Source organism: Flavobacterium sp. P21 (genome assembly GCF_050632225.1).
GTDB lineage: Bacteria > Bacteroidota > Bacteroidia > Flavobacteriales > Flavobacteriaceae > Flavobacterium.
In genome coordinates this window covers 4170861-4187575 of sequence record NZ_CP192585.1, presented here as the reverse complement: position 1 = coordinate 4187575, position 16715 = coordinate 4170861, and the positions used below count along the sequence as shown (strand labels likewise).

16 protein-coding genes and 2 pseudogenes are annotated in these 16715 nt (G+C 33.2%); 5 read left to right on the top strand and 13 right to left on the bottom strand.

Annotated features, from left to right (window positions below; genetic code table 11):
• Positions 1 to 3: 3 nt before the first annotated feature.
• From ACQ9BO_RS20965 to ACQ9BO_RS20950, 4 genes and pseudogenes are all read right to left on the bottom strand, one after another.
• Positions 4 to 276 (bottom strand): hypothetical protein, encoded by a 273-nt coding sequence (locus ACQ9BO_RS20965; RefSeq protein ID WP_431242321.1) that lies wholly within the window; start codon positions 274 to 276, stop codon positions 4 to 6.
• Positions 277 to 295: 19 nt separating this feature from the next.
• Complete coding sequence (locus ACQ9BO_RS20960; RefSeq protein WP_431242320.1) at positions 296 to 529, bottom strand: hypothetical protein; 234 nt, start codon at positions 527 to 529, stop codon at positions 296 to 298.
• Positions 530 to 552: 23 nt separating this feature from the next.
• A pseudogene (locus ACQ9BO_RS20955) lies at positions 553 to 1242 on the bottom strand (glycoside hydrolase family 9 protein); the annotation flags it as partial.
• Between the two features lie 50 nt (positions 1243 to 1292).
• On the bottom strand, positions 1293 to 1763 hold the full coding sequence (locus ACQ9BO_RS20950; RefSeq protein ID WP_431242319.1) for a cellulase N-terminal Ig-like domain-containing protein: 471 nt from the start codon (positions 1761 to 1763) through the stop codon (positions 1293 to 1295).
• Between the two features lie 552 nt (positions 1764 to 2315).
• Between ACQ9BO_RS20950 and ACQ9BO_RS20945 the strand changes: the two genes are divergently transcribed.
• Together ACQ9BO_RS20945 and ACQ9BO_RS20940 are read left to right on the top strand one after the other, a co-directional pair.
• A complete protein-coding gene (locus ACQ9BO_RS20945) occupies positions 2316 to 2660 on the top strand; it encodes a fatty acid desaturase (protein ID WP_431242318.1) in 345 nt (114 codons plus the stop codon).
• Positions 2657 to 3187 carry a fatty acid desaturase family protein gene (locus ACQ9BO_RS20940; RefSeq protein WP_431242317.1) on the top strand — a complete coding sequence of 177 codons (531 nt, stop codon included), beginning with the start codon at positions 2657 to 2659 and terminating at the stop codon, positions 3185 to 3187. Before ACQ9BO_RS20945 ends, ACQ9BO_RS20940 begins: the two co-directional genes overlap by 4 nt.
• Before the next feature lie 72 nt (positions 3188 to 3259).
• On the opposite strand, the gene ACQ9BO_RS20935 is transcribed toward ACQ9BO_RS20940, so the two are convergent.
• Positions 3260 to 3778, bottom strand: coding sequence for a hypothetical protein (locus ACQ9BO_RS20935; RefSeq protein ID WP_431242316.1), 519 nt, complete (start codon positions 3776 to 3778; stop codon positions 3260 to 3262).
• 153 nt (positions 3779 to 3931) lie between these two features.
• Here ACQ9BO_RS20935 and ACQ9BO_RS20930 point away from each other — a divergent pair, with 153 nt between their 5' ends.
• Positions 3932 to 4585 (top strand): M15 family metallopeptidase, encoded by a 654-nt coding sequence (locus tag ACQ9BO_RS20930; RefSeq protein ID WP_431242315.1) that lies wholly within the window; start codon positions 3932 to 3934, stop codon positions 4583 to 4585.
• Here ACQ9BO_RS20930 and ACQ9BO_RS20925 read toward each other — a convergent pair whose 3' ends face one another.
• The 8 genes and pseudogenes from ACQ9BO_RS20925 to tsaD form a co-directional block, all read right to left on the bottom strand.
• Positions 4586 to 5149: a hypothetical protein gene (locus ACQ9BO_RS20925; RefSeq protein ID WP_132988085.1), complete on the bottom strand. Its 564-nt coding sequence runs from the start codon at positions 5147 to 5149 to the stop codon at positions 4586 to 4588.
• Between the two features lie 3 nt (positions 5150 to 5152).
• A complete protein-coding gene (locus ACQ9BO_RS20920; protein ID WP_431242314.1) occupies positions 5153 to 6334 on the bottom strand; it encodes a THUMP-like domain-containing protein in 1182 nt (393 codons plus the stop codon).
• Between the two features lie 2 nt (positions 6335 to 6336).
• Positions 6337 to 7427 (bottom strand): annotated as a pseudogene (locus tag ACQ9BO_RS20915) (AI-2E family transporter).
• Positions 7428 to 7533: 106 nt separating this feature from the next.
• Complete coding sequence (locus tag ACQ9BO_RS20910) at positions 7534 to 8493, bottom strand: M43 family zinc metalloprotease (RefSeq protein WP_431242313.1); 960 nt, start codon at positions 8491 to 8493, stop codon at positions 7534 to 7536.
• 285 nt (positions 8494 to 8778) lie between these two features.
• The gene (locus ACQ9BO_RS20905; RefSeq protein ID WP_431242312.1) at positions 8779 to 9276 is read right to left on the bottom strand and encodes a TrmH family RNA methyltransferase; all 498 of its coding nucleotides are present in this window, start codon (positions 9274 to 9276) and stop codon (positions 8779 to 8781) included.
• Positions 9277 to 9363: 87 nt separating this feature from the next.
• Positions 9364 to 10002, bottom strand: coding sequence for a DUF4159 domain-containing protein (locus tag ACQ9BO_RS20900; RefSeq protein WP_431242311.1), 639 nt, complete (start codon positions 10000 to 10002; stop codon positions 9364 to 9366).
• A 115-nt stretch (positions 10003 to 10117) separates the two neighbouring features.
• A complete protein-coding gene (locus ACQ9BO_RS20895) occupies positions 10118 to 10831 on the bottom strand; it encodes a 16S rRNA (uracil(1498)-N(3))-methyltransferase (RefSeq protein WP_431242310.1) in 714 nt (237 codons plus the stop codon).
• 2 nt (positions 10832 to 10833) lie between these two features.
• Positions 10834 to 11856 (bottom strand): tRNA (adenosine(37)-N6)-threonylcarbamoyltransferase complex transferase subunit TsaD, encoded by a 1023-nt coding sequence (gene tsaD / locus ACQ9BO_RS20890; protein WP_431242309.1) that lies wholly within the window; start codon positions 11854 to 11856, stop codon positions 10834 to 10836.
• A gap of 278 nt (positions 11857 to 12134) precedes the next feature.
• Here tsaD and ACQ9BO_RS20885 point away from each other — a divergent pair, with 278 nt between their 5' ends.
• Both ACQ9BO_RS20885 and ACQ9BO_RS20880 read left to right on the top strand, forming a co-directional pair.
• Positions 12135 to 15224 carry a translocation/assembly module TamB domain-containing protein gene (locus tag ACQ9BO_RS20885; RefSeq protein ID WP_431242308.1) on the top strand — a complete coding sequence of 1030 codons (3090 nt, stop codon included), beginning with the start codon at positions 12135 to 12137 and terminating at the stop codon, positions 15222 to 15224.
• Positions 15175 to 16554 (top strand): translocation/assembly module TamB domain-containing protein, encoded by a 1380-nt coding sequence (locus ACQ9BO_RS20880; protein ID WP_431242307.1) that lies wholly within the window; start codon positions 15175 to 15177, stop codon positions 16552 to 16554. The genes ACQ9BO_RS20885 and ACQ9BO_RS20880 overlap by 50 nt, the downstream gene beginning before the upstream one ends.
• Positions 16555 to 16715: the final 161 nt, after the last annotated feature.

The window sequence follows — 16715 nt, the reverse complement described above, 5'->3', positions numbered from 1 at the left end:
TTTTTAATTTTCAACCATAGCCGTTATAGCTTGTAAAAACCATGCTGAATGCGGAATCCATTGTTCTGTCCAGCGCCATTCGTCATTTCCTTCTACATCCATATTAAATTCAATTCCTGAACCATCGGGATTGCCTTCTTTTCCAGTAATTCCATTTGAAATACCGCCTTTTTCAGATCCATGGCCATAATTAGAATGCATGTATGGAACGTTTGTTTCTCCAAATTGATACAAAAAGCAAACAGAATATGGATTGCATCCTAAAATCCAAGACAATTGCTGTGAAGCGAAAATATCAAGTGATTTTTTTGTATTGTTGTTTTTTTGAATAGAGGTAGCTTTTGCTCCTTCTATTGCGGCAGGTTGCAAGTGAGGCTAAACGGGCATTTTCGCCTTGCCACCACCAGCCAGTTTCATTTTCATGTGGAATAAAAAATCCGTCTTTTACTTGTCCGTTAAATAAAAAACTTTGCCTTGCATAACCAAAAGGATTACTGGTGTTGTTTGTAACGGATAAATTATAATCCAATGCTTTTTTGATTACCGTTGTTGCTATATTTCTTTCCTTTTTGTCGTTTTCTTTTTCAGGTAGCGAGTCAAAGCTAGAATTGGCAAACCAGCGTCTGTCGCATGCCAAAAAGGACGGTTTCCATTATTGCTTCTAAACCAGCCTTTGTCTGTCATTCGGTTTTCAAGATTGTGTGCCCATTTTCTGGCTTCATCTCGATAGAAATTTTCATTTGTAGCAATCCATAATTCGGTCGACGCCATTAAAGCGCAATAGTCATCTATAATGTTTTCTTTTCCGTCGTCATCGTATTTTGTGTTGTTTGATAAAAGATGCTTGTATGCTCTTTTTGCACCGTCTAAATATTGCTGTGAAGTAAAATCTCCATTTTTATTCCATTGTGAAATTCTGGCCAGTGAAGCGATTGCCATTCCGGCGCCTTCGCGAAAGGCGGACTGGTATTCATCTGTAGTTACACTATTAGCTTTTAATCCAACAATTCTTCTGGCCGAAGGATTTTTATCAAAATAACTAAAAACAATCATATAAAAATAATCTTCATCAGAAAGGCATCGCATCATGTAATCGGCTCCCCAAATTGCTTCGTTATCTAGTGAATCTTTTATTTTCCATTGTTCTAGTTTTTTCGGAATGGTTTCAGAGGTATTGATAAGCGACCAAGTTACCAATGGCGTTTGTTGTGGCGATACAAAATTGGCGTAGGCCAAATGCGAAAAATATTTGCTTACATCTCCAGATGCATCGCACCATCCGCCATGGACATCTACTTTTTTGAGCTTCCAAAGAGTAACATATTTTTATCGGCTTCGAGTTCTTCGGGCGTGTTGGCTCTTTGTTTATTGTAATAATGTACAATTGCAGAAATTGTTTTTTTAGCTAATATGTTTTCTTCAATTGAAAAACGAGCTGAAGTATAGATTTGGTCGGCAATTTTGAAAGTGATTTTATAATTCCCTGGTTTTTGAAAAGATGAAAAATCGGCTTTATAATAAAAATTGCCAAGTTTCCAATCTTCAACACTTTCTGCTTTTCCAATTTTGGAAGTGAAGACTGTTTTTCCGGATTCGGCATCTACAACGTCAAAAGTGCCACTTAAAAGATTGTTATAATATTCAATAATGGCAATTTTTGGACTTTTTGGATCAAAGCCAACTTGGTTTACATGAATGATAGTTTTGCTGTACATTGAAAATGAAAGAAACAAAACTAGCAAAGCGCATTTTAGTTTTAGCATGGTTGATTTTTTTAGAAAAATGGAATTGACTTTCAAATAACTTTTAAGCAAAATACGAAAAACTGAAAATCTGAAGTGCTTTCGAAAATTCTATAAAAAATTAAAGAAGATTATGCTGTGGCTTATTTCTATTGATAATTTAAATGCAAGAAGCAAAAAAATGATGTGTTTTTGTTGTGCTTTTTGCGAACAATTCGGACTTTTAGTATACTTTTTTCAAGAATTGATTTTTCTTACTTTTTTCAAATTGTAAAGCTTTGTTTTAACGTCTTTTAACTTTTTTTATTAAATTTGGTATGACAATTTCAGCAAAATTTAATTCTATGGAAAAATTAAAACGCCCAGTTTACGTTAAAGCTGGCAATGATGATTTTTTTAAAAAGTTACGTACTGAAGTGAACGAAACTGTTTTGCAAAATTCATCATTGTATCTGCTTAACATTATCAAGTCTGTCGGACTTGTATTTCTCTTTTTTATTTTATGCCTGTATTTTGCTGTTCGGAAACAGTACTCCGTTGTTGTTCTTGTTTTATATCTTGTGCGGTTTTACCATGATCGTACTTTTTATAAACGCATTTCATGATGCCGCTCACGGAGCACTTTTCAAAAAGCAAAAATACAATGAGTATTTTATGTATGTTTTGGAGCTTTTTGGAAGCAATCACTGGCTTTGGACACGTCGTCACATCAATCTTCATCATGCTTATCCAAATGTTCCGGATTGGGATGTCGATATCAAACAAAGCGACATCATCAGGATTTTTCCAAACAGTCCGCTGTTTAATTATCACAAATACCAGCACATTTATATGTGGTTTATTTATCCACTTTATAGTTTGAATTGGATGTATATTCGTGATTTTAAGGACTTTTTGGAACAAAAAATAACTATGTGAAAAAAGTCGTTGAAAAAATCCCAACGCGTGAAATCTACAGATTATTTGCGGCTAAAATCATCAATTTGATCTATATGCTTTTTATCCCGATGCTTCTTTTAGATCAGCCTTGGTATATGGTTTTATACGGTTGGTTGGCCTTGCATTTATGCGGAAGTGCGTTAGGGGTTGTTGCGCTTGTATCTACGCATGTTGATGAAGATGCGCATTTTCCACAAACTGATGAAGACGGAAATCTTTCTGCAACGTGGGCAATGCATCAAATGATTGTAACCAAAGATTTCAGCACAAACAGCAAATTAGCGAACTTCTTATACGGAGGTTTTACACACCACGTTGCACACCACTTGTTTCCTGGTGTGGGACATACATACTATCCTTATATTACACCGATTATAATGCGTTATGCAAAAGAATATGACTTGCCATACACTTCATATCCATTTTATCATGCGATACGCTCTCATTTTAGAATGTTGAAAGATAAAGGGATTCAGGAAAATATCCTATTGACAGGAGAGATTTAGTAGCAGTTTTCAGTCGCAGTCTCAGTTTTTAGATGCAGTGAGCATTGTGAACCGTGACTGCGACTGAAAACTCTATTTAATTTCAGCATTACTCTTTTTTGTATTTAAGTCCTTTAAAAATGCATCTTTGATTTCAATGTCAAAATTATCTTCTTTAAAAACAGTCATTTTCGATTTTGCAAATTTGTATACATTGATTTTGTTGTTTTTTACATCAATAAAAAGATCATAAGAATACGAATTGCAGTCATGTTGTTTGCATCCCCAAGCATGTACTATATTTTCTTGTTTTTCAAAAGGAGTTTCTGTATTCCAGTTTTTTACCATTTCATCATAATCTGTTCCCAATAAAGTTTTTAATCTTGGAGCAAGTGCGCTCTTGGTTAAAAATTGGGTTCCAATTACGCTTTTATCTACCAAAGCATAAAGTGAGTCTGTTGGATTTAAAACTGTGCTGTCTGTTTTTAATGCTTCAGTTCTTATAGAAGTTGAGTCGGTAGTTGGGACACTTTTTATATGTTCTTTTTTACAGGATACAATTGCAAAACAACTCAACGCAACTATAAAAAAATGCTTCTTTCTTTTGTTCATAGTATATCTTTTTGAATTAACTAATTGATTTGTAAAGTCTTGTTTAGCTAATTTAATGAAAAAACATCAGATTTTTATTTAAAAAAGAAAGCGATTTCCAATATGAAAGTTTTAAAATATTGTTTAATTTCATTTTTTTAAATCCCAAGCATTATGTCGCAATTTTTAAAATTCTTGTTTTTTGCTGTTTTTCTTTTTTGGAATGTTTCTTCAGACGCTCAAAACGAAACATATGAAGGCCCTGTAAAACAAGAAATTCCCGATACCACTTTTGTTAACTTGAAAGATTTCAGCAAGGATTTTGTTTACGATATGAAATACGCAACAGAAGATAATTTTTTGAAAGCAAAAGTGTATGATTGTGCCGAATGTGTTTTGAGAATGAAAACGGTCAAAGCGTTAATTGCGGCAAATAATGATTTTAAAAAGAAAGGCTTCAAAATTAAACTTTATGATTGTTACAGGCCTTTATCGATTCAAAAAAGAATGTGGGCAATTGTCTCAAACCCTGAATATGTGGCTGATCCAAAAAAAGGCTCCATCCACAATAGAGGAGGAGCCGTTGATATTTCAATAGTTGATGCCAATGGAAAAGAAGTTGATATGGGAACTCCTTTTGATTTTTTCGGGATCCAAGCCAGCCATAATTATACCGCGCTTTCAAAAGAAGTGAAGGCAAACAGAAAGTTTTTGAAAAAAATAATGATCAAAAACGGTTTCAATTCATTTGATTCAGAATGGTGGCATTATAATCTAAAAGCAGGTTTGAGCGACAAAGTATCTGATCAAAACTGGAAATGCGAATAATTATTCAACGCATCGAATGTTCTGAATGAAATAAGTATCAGGATTATAAACCTTTTTATTCATTTCAGATGTTATTTCGCTTTTTACAATGTAATCTTCTGTGTCAGTCAAATATTTGATTCGCATCATTGTAACTGGCGATTTTTTAAGCTCTTCGTAATTGTCTTTTACAAACATAAAAATGCCCGTGTTTACTCGATTGTCAAAGCCACCTTCGCGAATAAGTGTGCCGCAGTTTTCTTGATCGATGTGCATTAAAGTTACCACTTTTCCATTCTGTAATTGTAAAAATACGCGCGAGTTTTTGTCAAAGCAGTTTGCTTTTATAAAATCTTTACTTTTTTGAATAAGTTGCAAATTAAGTGTTGGAAGACCATCAGTTTGTGCCAAAGAAAAGAAAACATAACTAGAGTTTCCTCCAAAGTTTTTTTCACTGATAAGGTATTCGTTCGTCACTTTATAAGTGCCTAGCGAGTCAGTTACATTGGCGCTATATTCACATGGTTTTTGTGCAAATGCAGTAAAGGTTAATAAAAAAAGAGTTAGTGTAATTAGTTGTTTCATTGTTTAGATTATTTTGGTGCAAATTAAAACTATTTTGTTATCTTTTACATCAGTTGTAAAAAAACAATATAAATTGCCTCCATTTTTTATTTTCCACTTTTTTCGGATGTTTTCTACAGTATCGGGAAAATTGCGTGTTGTTATATTGGCCTGCTGATTTGCAAGCTCCGTTTTCATCTCATTTTTGCTGTACGGAATCATTTTTTCGATCTTAAAAGTTCTGCCTGGAAAATCAATTAAATCTTCTGAAGTATATAAATGAGAATGTTTGTGAAGTTTGTTAATTTTGAAAAAAGTACTCACTTCATCAAATCCACCAGATTTCATTATAGCCGAATTCGGTTCGTATAAATATTTTTGAGGCAATTCATAAGAAGGAAATTCGGTTTCATTGCCTAAAACAAATTCAAAAGTTTCTGTTTTTTCTTTTAAGATATTAGCCGTTTTAATTGTAATGGCTCCCAAATAATTATTTTGAATTTCGAAAAGCAATTCTTTTACTTCATTTTCAAGTGCAATGATGTGAATGTTTTTTACAAATTTCAATTCAGATAAACCTGCCGAAATGTCTAAAAGCGGGGCGGTTTTTATTAAAATAGAATCGCTTTTTTCGAAGTAAAAATCTAAAGATTCCGGAACATTCGGCAAGCAATCTTTTAGCATAAAAACTTTTCCTTTTGCATCATTTCTTCGAGAAGGATCAATATAAATCCAATCCCATTTTTGGTCTGATTCTTTTAAAATATTGGCTGAATCATCTGCGTAGCAAAAACAATTTTTTATACTTAATTGCTGTAAATTATGTTTAACAATTGCTGATAAATCTGGATTAATTTCACAATGAGTTACAGATTGAAATTTTTGTAAAAAATAAAAATCATCAACTCCAAAACCTCCAGTTAAATCAATCAAAGTTTCTCCTGAAATTAAAGAAGCTTTGTAAGTCGCCGTTTTTTCAGAAGAAGTCTGTTCAACTGAAACTTTACTTGGATAAATAATATTTTCGGTTTTAAACCAAGTTGGTAGTTTGTCTTTTGCTTTAGTTCGCGCTTCAATTTGATTTAAAATTGTAATCCAATCCATTTCTGGAAAAGGATTTTTCTGAAGCGCTAATTTTGTTATATCTGCACCAGTATTTTGAATTATAAATTCTTGAATGTCTGGATGCAAAATAGGATTGTTCAAAGCTAAATTCTTTCAGTTAATACGGAGACGATTTTGTTGTCTGGAAAAAACTCTTTTAAAATCACTTTCAGCATAGTATAAACCGGAATTGCGATAATCATTCCGACAATTCCAAAAGTAATACCGCTGATTAAAGTAATCAGGAATATTTCCAGAGGATGCGAATTTACACTTTTTGACGAAATTATAGGCTGGCTAATGTTATTATCAATGGCCTGAACCAACAAGAAACCGATTACTACGTAAATCGTCGTTGGCAAAATTTCGGATTGAAAATCATTTCCAATCAAGCTGATCATCGTTAAAATGGCGGCTAAAATAGTTCCGATAATTGGTCCTATATATGGGATTACATTTAAGATGGCACATAAAAAAGCAATTACAAAAGCATTTTTATTTCCGAAGATAATCAATACAATAAGGTACAGAAAAAAGACAACTGTTAATTGCAAAAGCGACCCAATGAAATAACGCGTCAGCAAATGGTTTATTTTTGTGATTGAATTTAATATTTTGTCTTCGTTTGTGTCAGGAAGAATTTTTCGGGCTTGAATTTTAAAAGCTTCCTGATCTTTGATGAAGAAAAAAGTGATAAAAAAACAGAAACTAATCCCATTCCCATATCGGCCATAAAACTCATAATGGAATTTATAAAGCTTGTGAAATAATTAAAATCCAAAGCTGAGGTTATTTTTGAATCACTCAGCATTTTATTCAAATCAACATGTTCGATATTGAAATAGTTTTCTAAGCTTTTTTCTGTCTCTACGAATTGCGCCTGCAAATGATTTGTATCTAATAAGGATAAATTATTGGCTTGAGAAATAATTAATGGCACAAATAAAAGAATGAAGCCTACCATTAATAATATAAAAAGAATAATTGTGGTGGTCGCCGCCAAAGAATTGCTGAATTTTAATTTGCTTCTTAAAAACTGCACTAATGGATTTGCGATCAAACATAGAATTAGCGAAATGCAGAGGTAAACGATCACTGTCTGTATTTCATATAAAAAGTATAAAACTGCGGCAACTGCCAGTATGGTTGCCAAGGCTCTTAGAATTCCGTTAGAAATGATTTTTGAAGTGATCATAGTTAAGTTTTAGACCATAAATATAGGAAAAAAGCTTTAAAAATTTAGGAAGCATAAAAAAAGCGAGATGTAAATATCTCGCTTTCATTGTGCATTTTATTTAGATTTATTGGGCAAAAGCGGCTCTTGGTCCTCCAGAAGCAAAAATGGCTAACATTCTGCTTTTTTGACCTGTAGAGAACATATACATTGCATTGTCGTCAACATAATCCATGTAGTTCATAGTCATTTCAACTGGAGTTCCAGAACAAGTGCTATAGTGTGGATATGCAGGTACGCCATAGTTTGCAGTATTGTGTGTAGGAGTGTCAGACACTAAGTCGCTTCCGCAAGTTGCGTCTCCCCAAATGTGACGTAAATTCATCCAGTGTCCAACTTCGTGAGTTGCTGTTCTTCCTAAGTTGAAAGGAGCATTTGCGGCACCAGACAAACCGAAGTAACGAGAATCAATTACAACTCCATCTGTTGCAGATGAGCCACCAGGGAATTGCGCATAACCTAGAATTCCGCCACCAATAGCGCAAGACCATAAGTTAAGTTTTGTAGTAGGAGATGTTGGTGCAATACCGCCTTGAGCTGTTTTTTTCATAGCGTCATTAGTTCCCCAAGATGTTTTAGTAGTTGATTTTCGGATTACTTGATCCAATACAAATGTAATTCCGATGTTAGCTTTAACTCCAGCAAACAAAGCAGGAACGCTATTGTAATCTGAGTTCAAAGCATTAAAATCTTTGTTTAACACATCAATTTGAGTTTGGATTTGTGCATTAGAAATGTTTTGTGCAGTTGTTTTGTATAAAACGTTCACGACAACCGGAATTTCGATTTTGCCATTTACTAAACGGCCAGAAAATCCTTTAAGCAATTGCTCGTTTGTGAAAGCTTCAATTTGGTTCATTCTGATGGCCTGCATCGGATCTGCTTTTAATTGCGCTTCTAATACGTCTTGTGAAGCACAAGAACGAAGTGTAGCAACTTTTGCTTCTGCTCCAGCTCCTTCAGTTTGATCGTTTTGACAAGAAAACAGCATTAACGCCGCAACTGCGGTAATAAAAATTTTTTTCATAATAGTTTGGGTTTTTGTTATAAAAAAATTACTTTGGTTAATTATAACGCAATTTTATAACAAAAAAATATTGTAGAAAAATATTACAAAGATTATTTTGTGAGAAATTTTACAATCCCTTACAGATACTGATTCCTACAAAAATTTAACAAAAAATATTAATAAGTTTTTTCTTTCTTTTGTGTTTTTGAAATGTATTTCGTCGTGATTATCTGTTGTTTATCGAAAAAAATAAACAAATCAAATCGGCAAAAAAAAACTAATAGGATGCCTAAAAAAGAATTTTTACAAAGAAGTAATCTCATAAAGAGCAATACTTGTCGCCTGTACAACATTCATACTGCTGTTGTTTCCAAACATATTTATATGCACAATTTGATGTGAAACTTTTAAAAGCTCGTCTGAAATACCATTTATTTCGCTTCCAATTAAAAGCGCAATTTTTTGATTTTCAGGAATAACGACTTCTTTGAGTGGTTTGCTGTTGCTGGCGATTTCCAGCGCAATAATTTCAAAATTGTTTTTAAGTAGATAAGTAATCAAATTTGAAGTTTCTTCAATTACTTGATGCGGTACATGCAAATGTGTACTTCGTGAAGTTTTATTGATTTTGCGAGGTGTAAGCGGAATGTCTTTTCCTAAAAAAATAATGTTTTCTACTCCAAAAGCTTCACTAATTCTAAAAATCGAACCGATATTCTGCTGAAAATAAATATGATCGCAGACTAATGTTATCGGAAACGTTTTTCTTTCAAATTGATTGTCGTAATGAGTGAGTCGCATTTTTTTGTGTGAAATGTGAAAAGTGAGAAGTGAAAAGTCGCGGTATGGTTTTTATTTTATGAATTACCAATCACTAATTACTATTCACTAATTGGTAAAGATATAATTGATAATGTTTGCGCCCATTTTTAAAGCTTTGTCGCGAACATTTGCAGGATCGTTATGAACTTCGGCGTCTTCCCATCCATCACCTAAATCACATTCGTAAGTATATAAAAGCACTAATTTGTTTTCGACAAAAATTCCAAAGGCTTGCGCGCGTGTTCCATCATGTTCGTGGATTTTTGGCAATCCATTTGGAAAAGGAAATGGTTTTTGAAAAATAGGATGATTTGCTGGAATTTCGATCAAATCATTATTTGGAAATATTTTTTTGATTTCTTTTCGAATATATTGATCCATTCCATAATTGTCATCAATATGAAGAAAACCACCAGAGGTCAAATAATTTCTCAAATTAGTAATGTCCGAATCGCTGAAAACTACATTTCCGTGTCCCGTCATATGAACAAAAGGATAGGAAAGAAGGTCAGGATTGCTAGGTTCAACTGTTGAAGGTTTTGCTTTGATGCGTGTATTAATATTTGAATTGCAAAAACGAATCAAGTTTGGCAATGAAGTAGGATTGGCGTACCAGTCACCACCACCGCTGTATTTTAACAAAGCGATTTCTTGTGAAAAAGTAGAGATTGAAAAAAGTAATAATAGATAAAATATTTTTTTCATGTATTTTTTAATTATTAGGTAAGTCATTGCGAGGAACGAAGCAACCTCACTAATATACAAAGCTTGATTTTTGTTAATGCGGTTGCTTCGTTCCTCGCAATGACAAAACTAAGCTTTAATTATTACTTTCATTAAAAAACACAACACTATGACAAGCTACAACTGTCGCTGTTTCTGTTCTTAAGCGTGTATTTCCTAACGTAACGGGTTTGAAATTATTTTCGATTGCCAATGCAATTTCTTTTTCAGAAAAATCACCTTCGGGACCAATTAACAATGTTACATTCTCATTTGGTTTCAAGCTTTCTTTCAATGATTTTTTATCCGTTTCTTCGCAATGCGCAATGAATTGCAAACCTGTATTTTTTTGTTTGATAAATTCTTTAAACGAAATTGCCGGATTTAATTTTGGCAAAAATGTTTCGTTTGATTGTTTCATTGCCGAAAGAATGATTTTCTCAAAACGCTCCGGGTTTATTGCTTTTCTCTCAGATCGATCGCAAAAAATAGGCGTTATTTCTTGAATGCCAATTTCGGTTGCTTTCTCTAAAAACCATTCAAAACGATCATTCATTTTGGTTGGTGCGACCGCCAAGTGCAAACGGAATTTGGGTTCAGGAGATTTTTGAATCGAAAGTACATCGACAATGCATTTATTGTCTGAAGCCAAAGTAATTTCGGTTTCAAATAGTAATCCATTTCCATTTGTAACATGCAGAATATCTGAATCTTTTTTGCGTAAAACCTTTATGATATGACGGCTTTCTTCTTTGTCAAAAGAAAAACTTTCGGTTGTTTCGTCAATATCGGGATTGAAAAATAACTGCATAATTAAAATTGAATTCTCGCTTTTGAAACAACAGAAGCGTCTTCAAAACGATTTGATAAATATTTTTGATAACCTACAATTCCAATCATTGCGGCGTTGTCTGTTGTGTACTCGAATTTAGGAATAAAAGTTTTCCAGCCATATTTGCCTTCTGCTTCTTTCAGTGTAGTTCTGATTCCTGAATTGGCCGACACTCCTCCGCCAATTGCAATCTGCGTAATTCCGGTTTCTTTTACAGCTAATTTTAGTTTATCCATCAAAATTTCGATGATAGTATGTTGAATAGAAGCACAAATATCATTCAGATTTTCTTCGATGAAATTTGGATTTTCTTGTTTGTTTTTCTGAATGAAATATAAAACCGCTGTTTTCAATCCAGAAAAACTAAAGTCTAATCCAGGAACTTTTGGTTTTGTAAATTGAAAAGCTTTCGGATTTCCTTCTTTTGCATATTTGTCAATTAAAGGTCCGCCAGGATACGGAAGTCCAAGAATTTTGGCACTTTTGTCAAAAGCTTCTCCAACGGCATCATCAGTGGTTTCACCTATGATTTCCATGTTAAAAAAGCTGTTTACTTTTACAATTTGAGTATGTCCGCCACTGATTGTCAAAGCTAAGAATGGAAATTCAGGTTTGTCAAAACCTTCTTCATCAATAAAATGTGCCAAAATATGAGCATGCATATGATTGACCGCGATAAGCGGAATATTTAAAGCTAATGACAATGATTTACTGAATGAACCACCCACAAGCAGTGACCCCATCAAGCCAGGACCCTGCGTAAAAGCAATGGCACTTAGCTGTTCTTTTTGTATATTTGCTTTGCGAAGTGCGGCATCAATTACTGGAACAATGTTCTGCTGATGTGCTCTTGAAGCCAATTCTGGAACGACACCGCCATATTGATTGTGAATTAACTGATTGGCCACAACATTTGAAAGTACTTTGTCGTTATGTAGAACTGCGGTAGCAGTATCATCACACGAACTTTCAATGGCAAGAATAAAAACCTCTGAATTTTGCATATAAAGGCACAAATTTTGAATTATATTTGACAAATCAAATTTTTGATTTCTTTGATTGTAAAGGAGAAGCCAAAATTAAAGAATTTTTATCAAAATCTGCCGTACTTTGTCTGTGCAAAACAAATTAATAGAAAACTAAAATTAAAGCGACTATCAAAAAAGTAAAGAAAATAGTATCCAGAACCCTAATTGGGTTGATCTTACTTTTGTTAGCAGTAGCTATCATACTGTCTTTGCCTGTCGTACAAACAAAAATCGCCAGATACGCAACAGACTCTTTGAGAGAAGATTTTAATGCCAATATTACGGTAGGAAGAGTTGCGATAAATATTTTTGGAGGTGTAAAGCTTAAAGATGTGGTGATTTTAGATCATCACAAAAAAGTAATGATCGCTTCTGATATTATTACGACTGATATTTTGAGTTTTAAAAGATTGATGGATGGCGATTTGATTTTTGGTGATCTTCGATTGACGGGTTTGATTTTTAATTTGAAAACCTATAAAAACGAAGACGAAAATAATATAAATAAGTTCGTCAAACTGTTTGAAACAGGAAAACCTTCAAAATCAAAAAAACATTTTCTGCTGACTGCCCGAAATGCCTATATTTCAAAAGGATTTTTTTCTGTTGTTGATGAGAACAAAAGGACACCAAAATTTCTTGAATTTACAAAACTGAACGCGTACATAAGCGAATTCAAATTGTATGGTCCTGATGTAAATACAAATATTCACAGGTTTTCATTTCAAGATCATCGTGGCCTGTATGTTTCTAATTTCGCTGGGAAATTCAGTTATACCAAAAAACAAATAAAAGTTGAGAATCTTGCGATAAAAACAAAGAGATCAACGCTTTATGGTCAGGCAATTTTAAGATATAAAGTAGAGGATTTTCTTCATTTTACAGATAAAGTAAAGTTTGATGTTGCAATTGATTCAGCTTCGATTGCTTCAAATGATATTCGTTATTTCTATGATGGATTAGGAAGAAATCAGCATTTTAGAATTCGAACCAAGTTAAATGGTCCACTTAATAATTTGAATCTGCGTAAGTTAAGATTGAGTGATACTAATGGCTCTAGAATTGTTGGGAACATCAATTTTAAAAATCTTTTAGGAGATAAAATGCAGAAGTTTTCAATGGAAGGAAAATTTGACAAATTGACTTCTAGTTATGATAATCTTGTGGTTTTGTTGCCGAATGTGCTTGGGAAAAGGCTTCCGAAAGAACTTAAAAGAATCGGGAAGTTTAATATTGTAGGTAAAACAAAAGTATCAACAACTGATTTGGAAGCCAAATTCAAAATGGTAACCGATTTAGGGAATGGAGAAGCCGATTTGCATTTGAATAATATGGACTTTATTGATAAGGCATCTTATTCGGGTAATATTATTTTGGATAACTTTAATGTGGGAGCATTACTAGATCGAAAAGATATTGGCAGAACAACTTTAAATGTTGATGTGGATGGAGTTGGTTTTACTGAGAAATATCTGAATACAATTATAAAAGGTGATATTGCAAAACTGGATTACAATAATTACACCTATAATAATATCACTGTTAATGGGAATTTCAAACTTCCATATTATAAAGGAGAGGTTTCTGTGAACGATCCTAATTTAAGTTTGACTTTTGATGGTTTGGTGGATTTGAGCAAACGTGAAAACAAATATGATTTTCATATTAATGTAGAAAACGCCGATTTGCGCAAATTGAAATTTGTGTCTGATTCTATTTCTACTTTCACTGGAGATGCCGTTGTTCAAGTTTCTGGAAATTCTATTGAGAATCTTCAAGGAAATATTTTCATTAAAGATGCGGTATATAAAAATCCTAAAAACACCTATGCTTTTGATGATGTGACCATCAATTCTAGTTTTGATGCTGATAGACTTAGAACAATTGCGGTAAATTCTACAGATGTTGTAAACGGGCAAATTGTTGGTAAATTCCGCTTTGATCAGTTGGATAAATTGGTGATGAATTCAGTAGGAAGTTTGTATACCAATTATAAACCTTATAAGGTTGGAAAAGGACAGTTTTTGCGTTTTAATTTTCATGTGTATGATAAAGTTGTCGAAATGCTTTATCCGGAAATTAACATTGATTCTTCCACGGTTATGCGTGGTAAAATTGATGCCGATCTGCAGGAATTCAAATTCAGATTCAAATCGCAAAAGATCAAGTTGGACAAAAACACTTTTGACAACATCCGAATCAATATTGATAATAAAAATACGCTTTATAATGCTTATGTTGAGTTAGATAGTATAAAAACGCCATATTATAAAATACGCGATTTCAATTTAATTAACGTTACAGCCAAAGATACGTTGTATGTGCGTTCAGAATTCAAAGGAGGTGACAAGGGCGAAGATTATTTCAATCTCGATTTGTTTCATACAATAGATAAAAACAAAAACAACATTGTCGGGATCAAGAAATCTGAAATGAAGTTTAAAGACTATATATGGTATTTGAACGAAAAATCAGAAAAAGACAATCAGATTATTATTGATCAGCATTTTAAAAACTTCAATTTTGATAATATTGTTTTATCTCATGAAGGCCAGAAAATAGATTTGAATGGAGTGATTAAAGGAGCAGACTATAAAGATCTAGTCCTCAATTTTGAAGATGTGGACATCAATAAAATTACACCTTATAATTCCAAGTTTGTTTTCAATGGAAATTTGAACGGAAAAGTGAATTATAAGCAAAATAAAAATGTTTACCAACCTACGGCTTCGATTAAGATTGATCATCTTAATATGAATAAAACCGAGTTAGGAACGTTGAATTTTGATATTTCGGGAGATGAGAGTTTTAGAAAGTTTACAGTAAACTCATCGATTCAAAATGGTTTTACCGAATCATTTAAGGCCAACGGAACTTTTGCGATTGAAAACAAAGAGACATTTTTAGATCTTAATTTGAAAATGGAAGGATTTAATTTGGCTACTTTAGGTCCTGTTGGCGGTGAAGTAATTTCAAATGTTCGCGGATCTGTTTCTGGAAATGCCGCTGTTGTTGGGAATTTGAAAAAACCGGAAATCAATGGAAGACTTTATGTTGAAAAAGCAGGAATGACAATTCCATACCTAAATACAGATTATGAATTAAGCGATCGAACAGTAATTGATTTGACTGATGAGAAATTCTTGTTTAGAAATAATCAATTGACAGATACCAAATACAAAACAAAAGGATTGCTTAACGGAACAATTGAGCATCATAACTTTGGAAACTGGAAATTAGATCTTACAGTGACTTCAAAACGATTATTGGCACTTGATACCAAAGACAGTGAAGATGCAAGCATATTTTGGAACTGCATTTATAAATGGGACAGCCAGTATTAAAGGTCCTACTGAAGGATTGTTTATTAAAGTTGATGCGAAATCTGAAAAAGGAACAGAAATTAAGATTCCAATAAGCAATGCACAAAGTGTTGGCGAAAGCAGTTGGATACATTTTGTGACACCAAAAGAAAAATATAATTTGGCCAATGGGATTGTCGAAAAAACAAGAAATTATAACGGTCTGGAATTAGAGTTTGATTTTGATATTACGCCAGATGCAGAAGTTGAAGTAATCTTGGACAGAAATTCCGGTCATGGTATGAAAGGAAAAGGATACGGATCTTTATTGTTTAAAATCAATACGCTTGGCAAGTTTAATATGTGGGGAGATTTCCAGGCATATGAAGGAACTTATAATTTTAAATATGGCGGTCTGATCGATAAAAAATTTGCGGTTAAAAAAGGAGGGTCTATTATTTGGGAAGGAAACCCTATGAAAGCGCAACTTAATCTGGAAGCTGTTTACAGAACATCGGCAAATCCAGCGGTGTTATTAGAAAATTCATCTTTTAATAAAAAGGTTCCTGTAGAGGTTGTTATTGGCTTGAGAGGAGATTTGACAAGTCCAGATCCTAATTTTGATATTCAGTTTCCATCTGTGAGCAGTGTTTTAAAATCGGAGATACAATATAAGTTGGATGATAAAGATGTTCGCCAGACACAGGCTTTGTACTTGCTTTCAACAGGATCGTTCATGAGCCCTGACGGATTTAATCAAAGTGATTTATCTGGAACATTTGCAGAAACTGCGACAAGTTTATTAGGAGGCATAATTAAATCGGATAATGATAAAGTAAATATCGATTTGAATTTTATTTCTGCAGATAAAAGAATTGGTCAAGAAGCCGATGGTCAGTTTGTGGCTAATATTTCATCGCAGATTAATGAAAAGATTTCTATTAACGGAAAAGTTGGTGTGCCAGTAGGAGGAGTCAACGAATCGGCAATAGTTGGAGATATTGAAATTCTTTACCGCGTTAATGAAGATGGCTCAATGAACCTTAGATTGTTTAATAAAGAAAACGACATTAATTATATAGGACAAGGAATTGGTTATACGCAAGGTGTCGGTATTTCGTATGAGGTCGATTTTGATACGTTCAGCGAATTGGTTAATAAATTGTTTAAGAGCCATAAATTGGAGCGTACGATTAAAAAAGGTTCATCTGATGATTTACAAGATTCGTATTTGAATCCAGATTATATCAATTTTACCAATAAAAAGGATGCTGATAAAAATAAAAAGAAACCTGAGAAAAAGGAAGAAGAGAAGAAACCACCACCTGTATATAATAATCAAGGTCTGATTCCTGATAACGACGATTTTTAACCTATTGTTAAATAAAATCAAATTATAAACCATTATTCGCGTAATGGTTTTTTTATGCTTAAATTTAGAGGTTTAAATGTTTTTTTGAACAAAGTGCACTTTCGCAATTTTGTAACACTTCATTAATGTATTGTTAATTTTAAGGATTTAATTAAAATAAG

Excerpts from the sequence above, each read along its gene's own strand:
- ACQ9BO_RS20950 (WP_431242319.1), bottom strand. The coding sequence starts at position 1,763 with ATGCTAAAACTAAAATGCGCTTTGCTAGTTTTGTTTCTTTCATTTTCA.
- ACQ9BO_RS20945 (WP_431242318.1), top strand. The coding sequence starts at position 2,316 with ATGATCGTACTTTTTATAAACGCATTTCATGATGCCGCTCACGGAGCA.
- ACQ9BO_RS20935 (WP_431242316.1), bottom strand. The coding sequence starts at position 3,778 with ATGAACAAAAGAAAGAAGCATTTTTTTATAGTTGCGTTGAGTTGTTTT.
- ACQ9BO_RS20930 (WP_431242315.1), top strand. The coding sequence starts at position 3,932 with ATGTCGCAATTTTTAAAATTCTTGTTTTTTGCTGTTTTTCTTTTTTGG.
- ACQ9BO_RS20925 (WP_132988085.1), bottom strand. The coding sequence starts at position 5,149 with ATGAAACAACTAATTACACTAACTCTTTTTTTATTAACCTTTACTGCA.
- ACQ9BO_RS20910 (WP_431242313.1), bottom strand. The coding sequence starts at position 8,493 with ATGAAAAAAATTTTTATTACCGCAGTTGCGGCGTTAATGCTGTTTTCT.
- ACQ9BO_RS20905 (WP_431242312.1), bottom strand. The coding sequence starts at position 9,276 with ATGCGACTCACTCATTACGACAATCAATTTGAAAGAAAAACGTTTCCG.
- ACQ9BO_RS20900 (WP_431242311.1), bottom strand. The coding sequence starts at position 10,002 with ATGAAAAAAATATTTTATCTATTATTACTTTTTTCAATCTCTACTTTT.
- ACQ9BO_RS20895 (WP_431242310.1), bottom strand. The coding sequence starts at position 10,831 with ATGCAGTTATTTTTCAATCCCGATATTGACGAAACAACCGAAAGTTTT.
- tsaD (WP_431242309.1), bottom strand. The coding sequence starts at position 11,856 with ATGCAAAATTCAGAGGTTTTTATTCTTGCCATTGAAAGTTCGTGTGAT.
- ACQ9BO_RS20880 (WP_431242307.1), top strand. The coding sequence starts at position 15,175 with ATGCAAGCATATTTTGGAACTGCATTTATAAATGGGACAGCCAGTATT.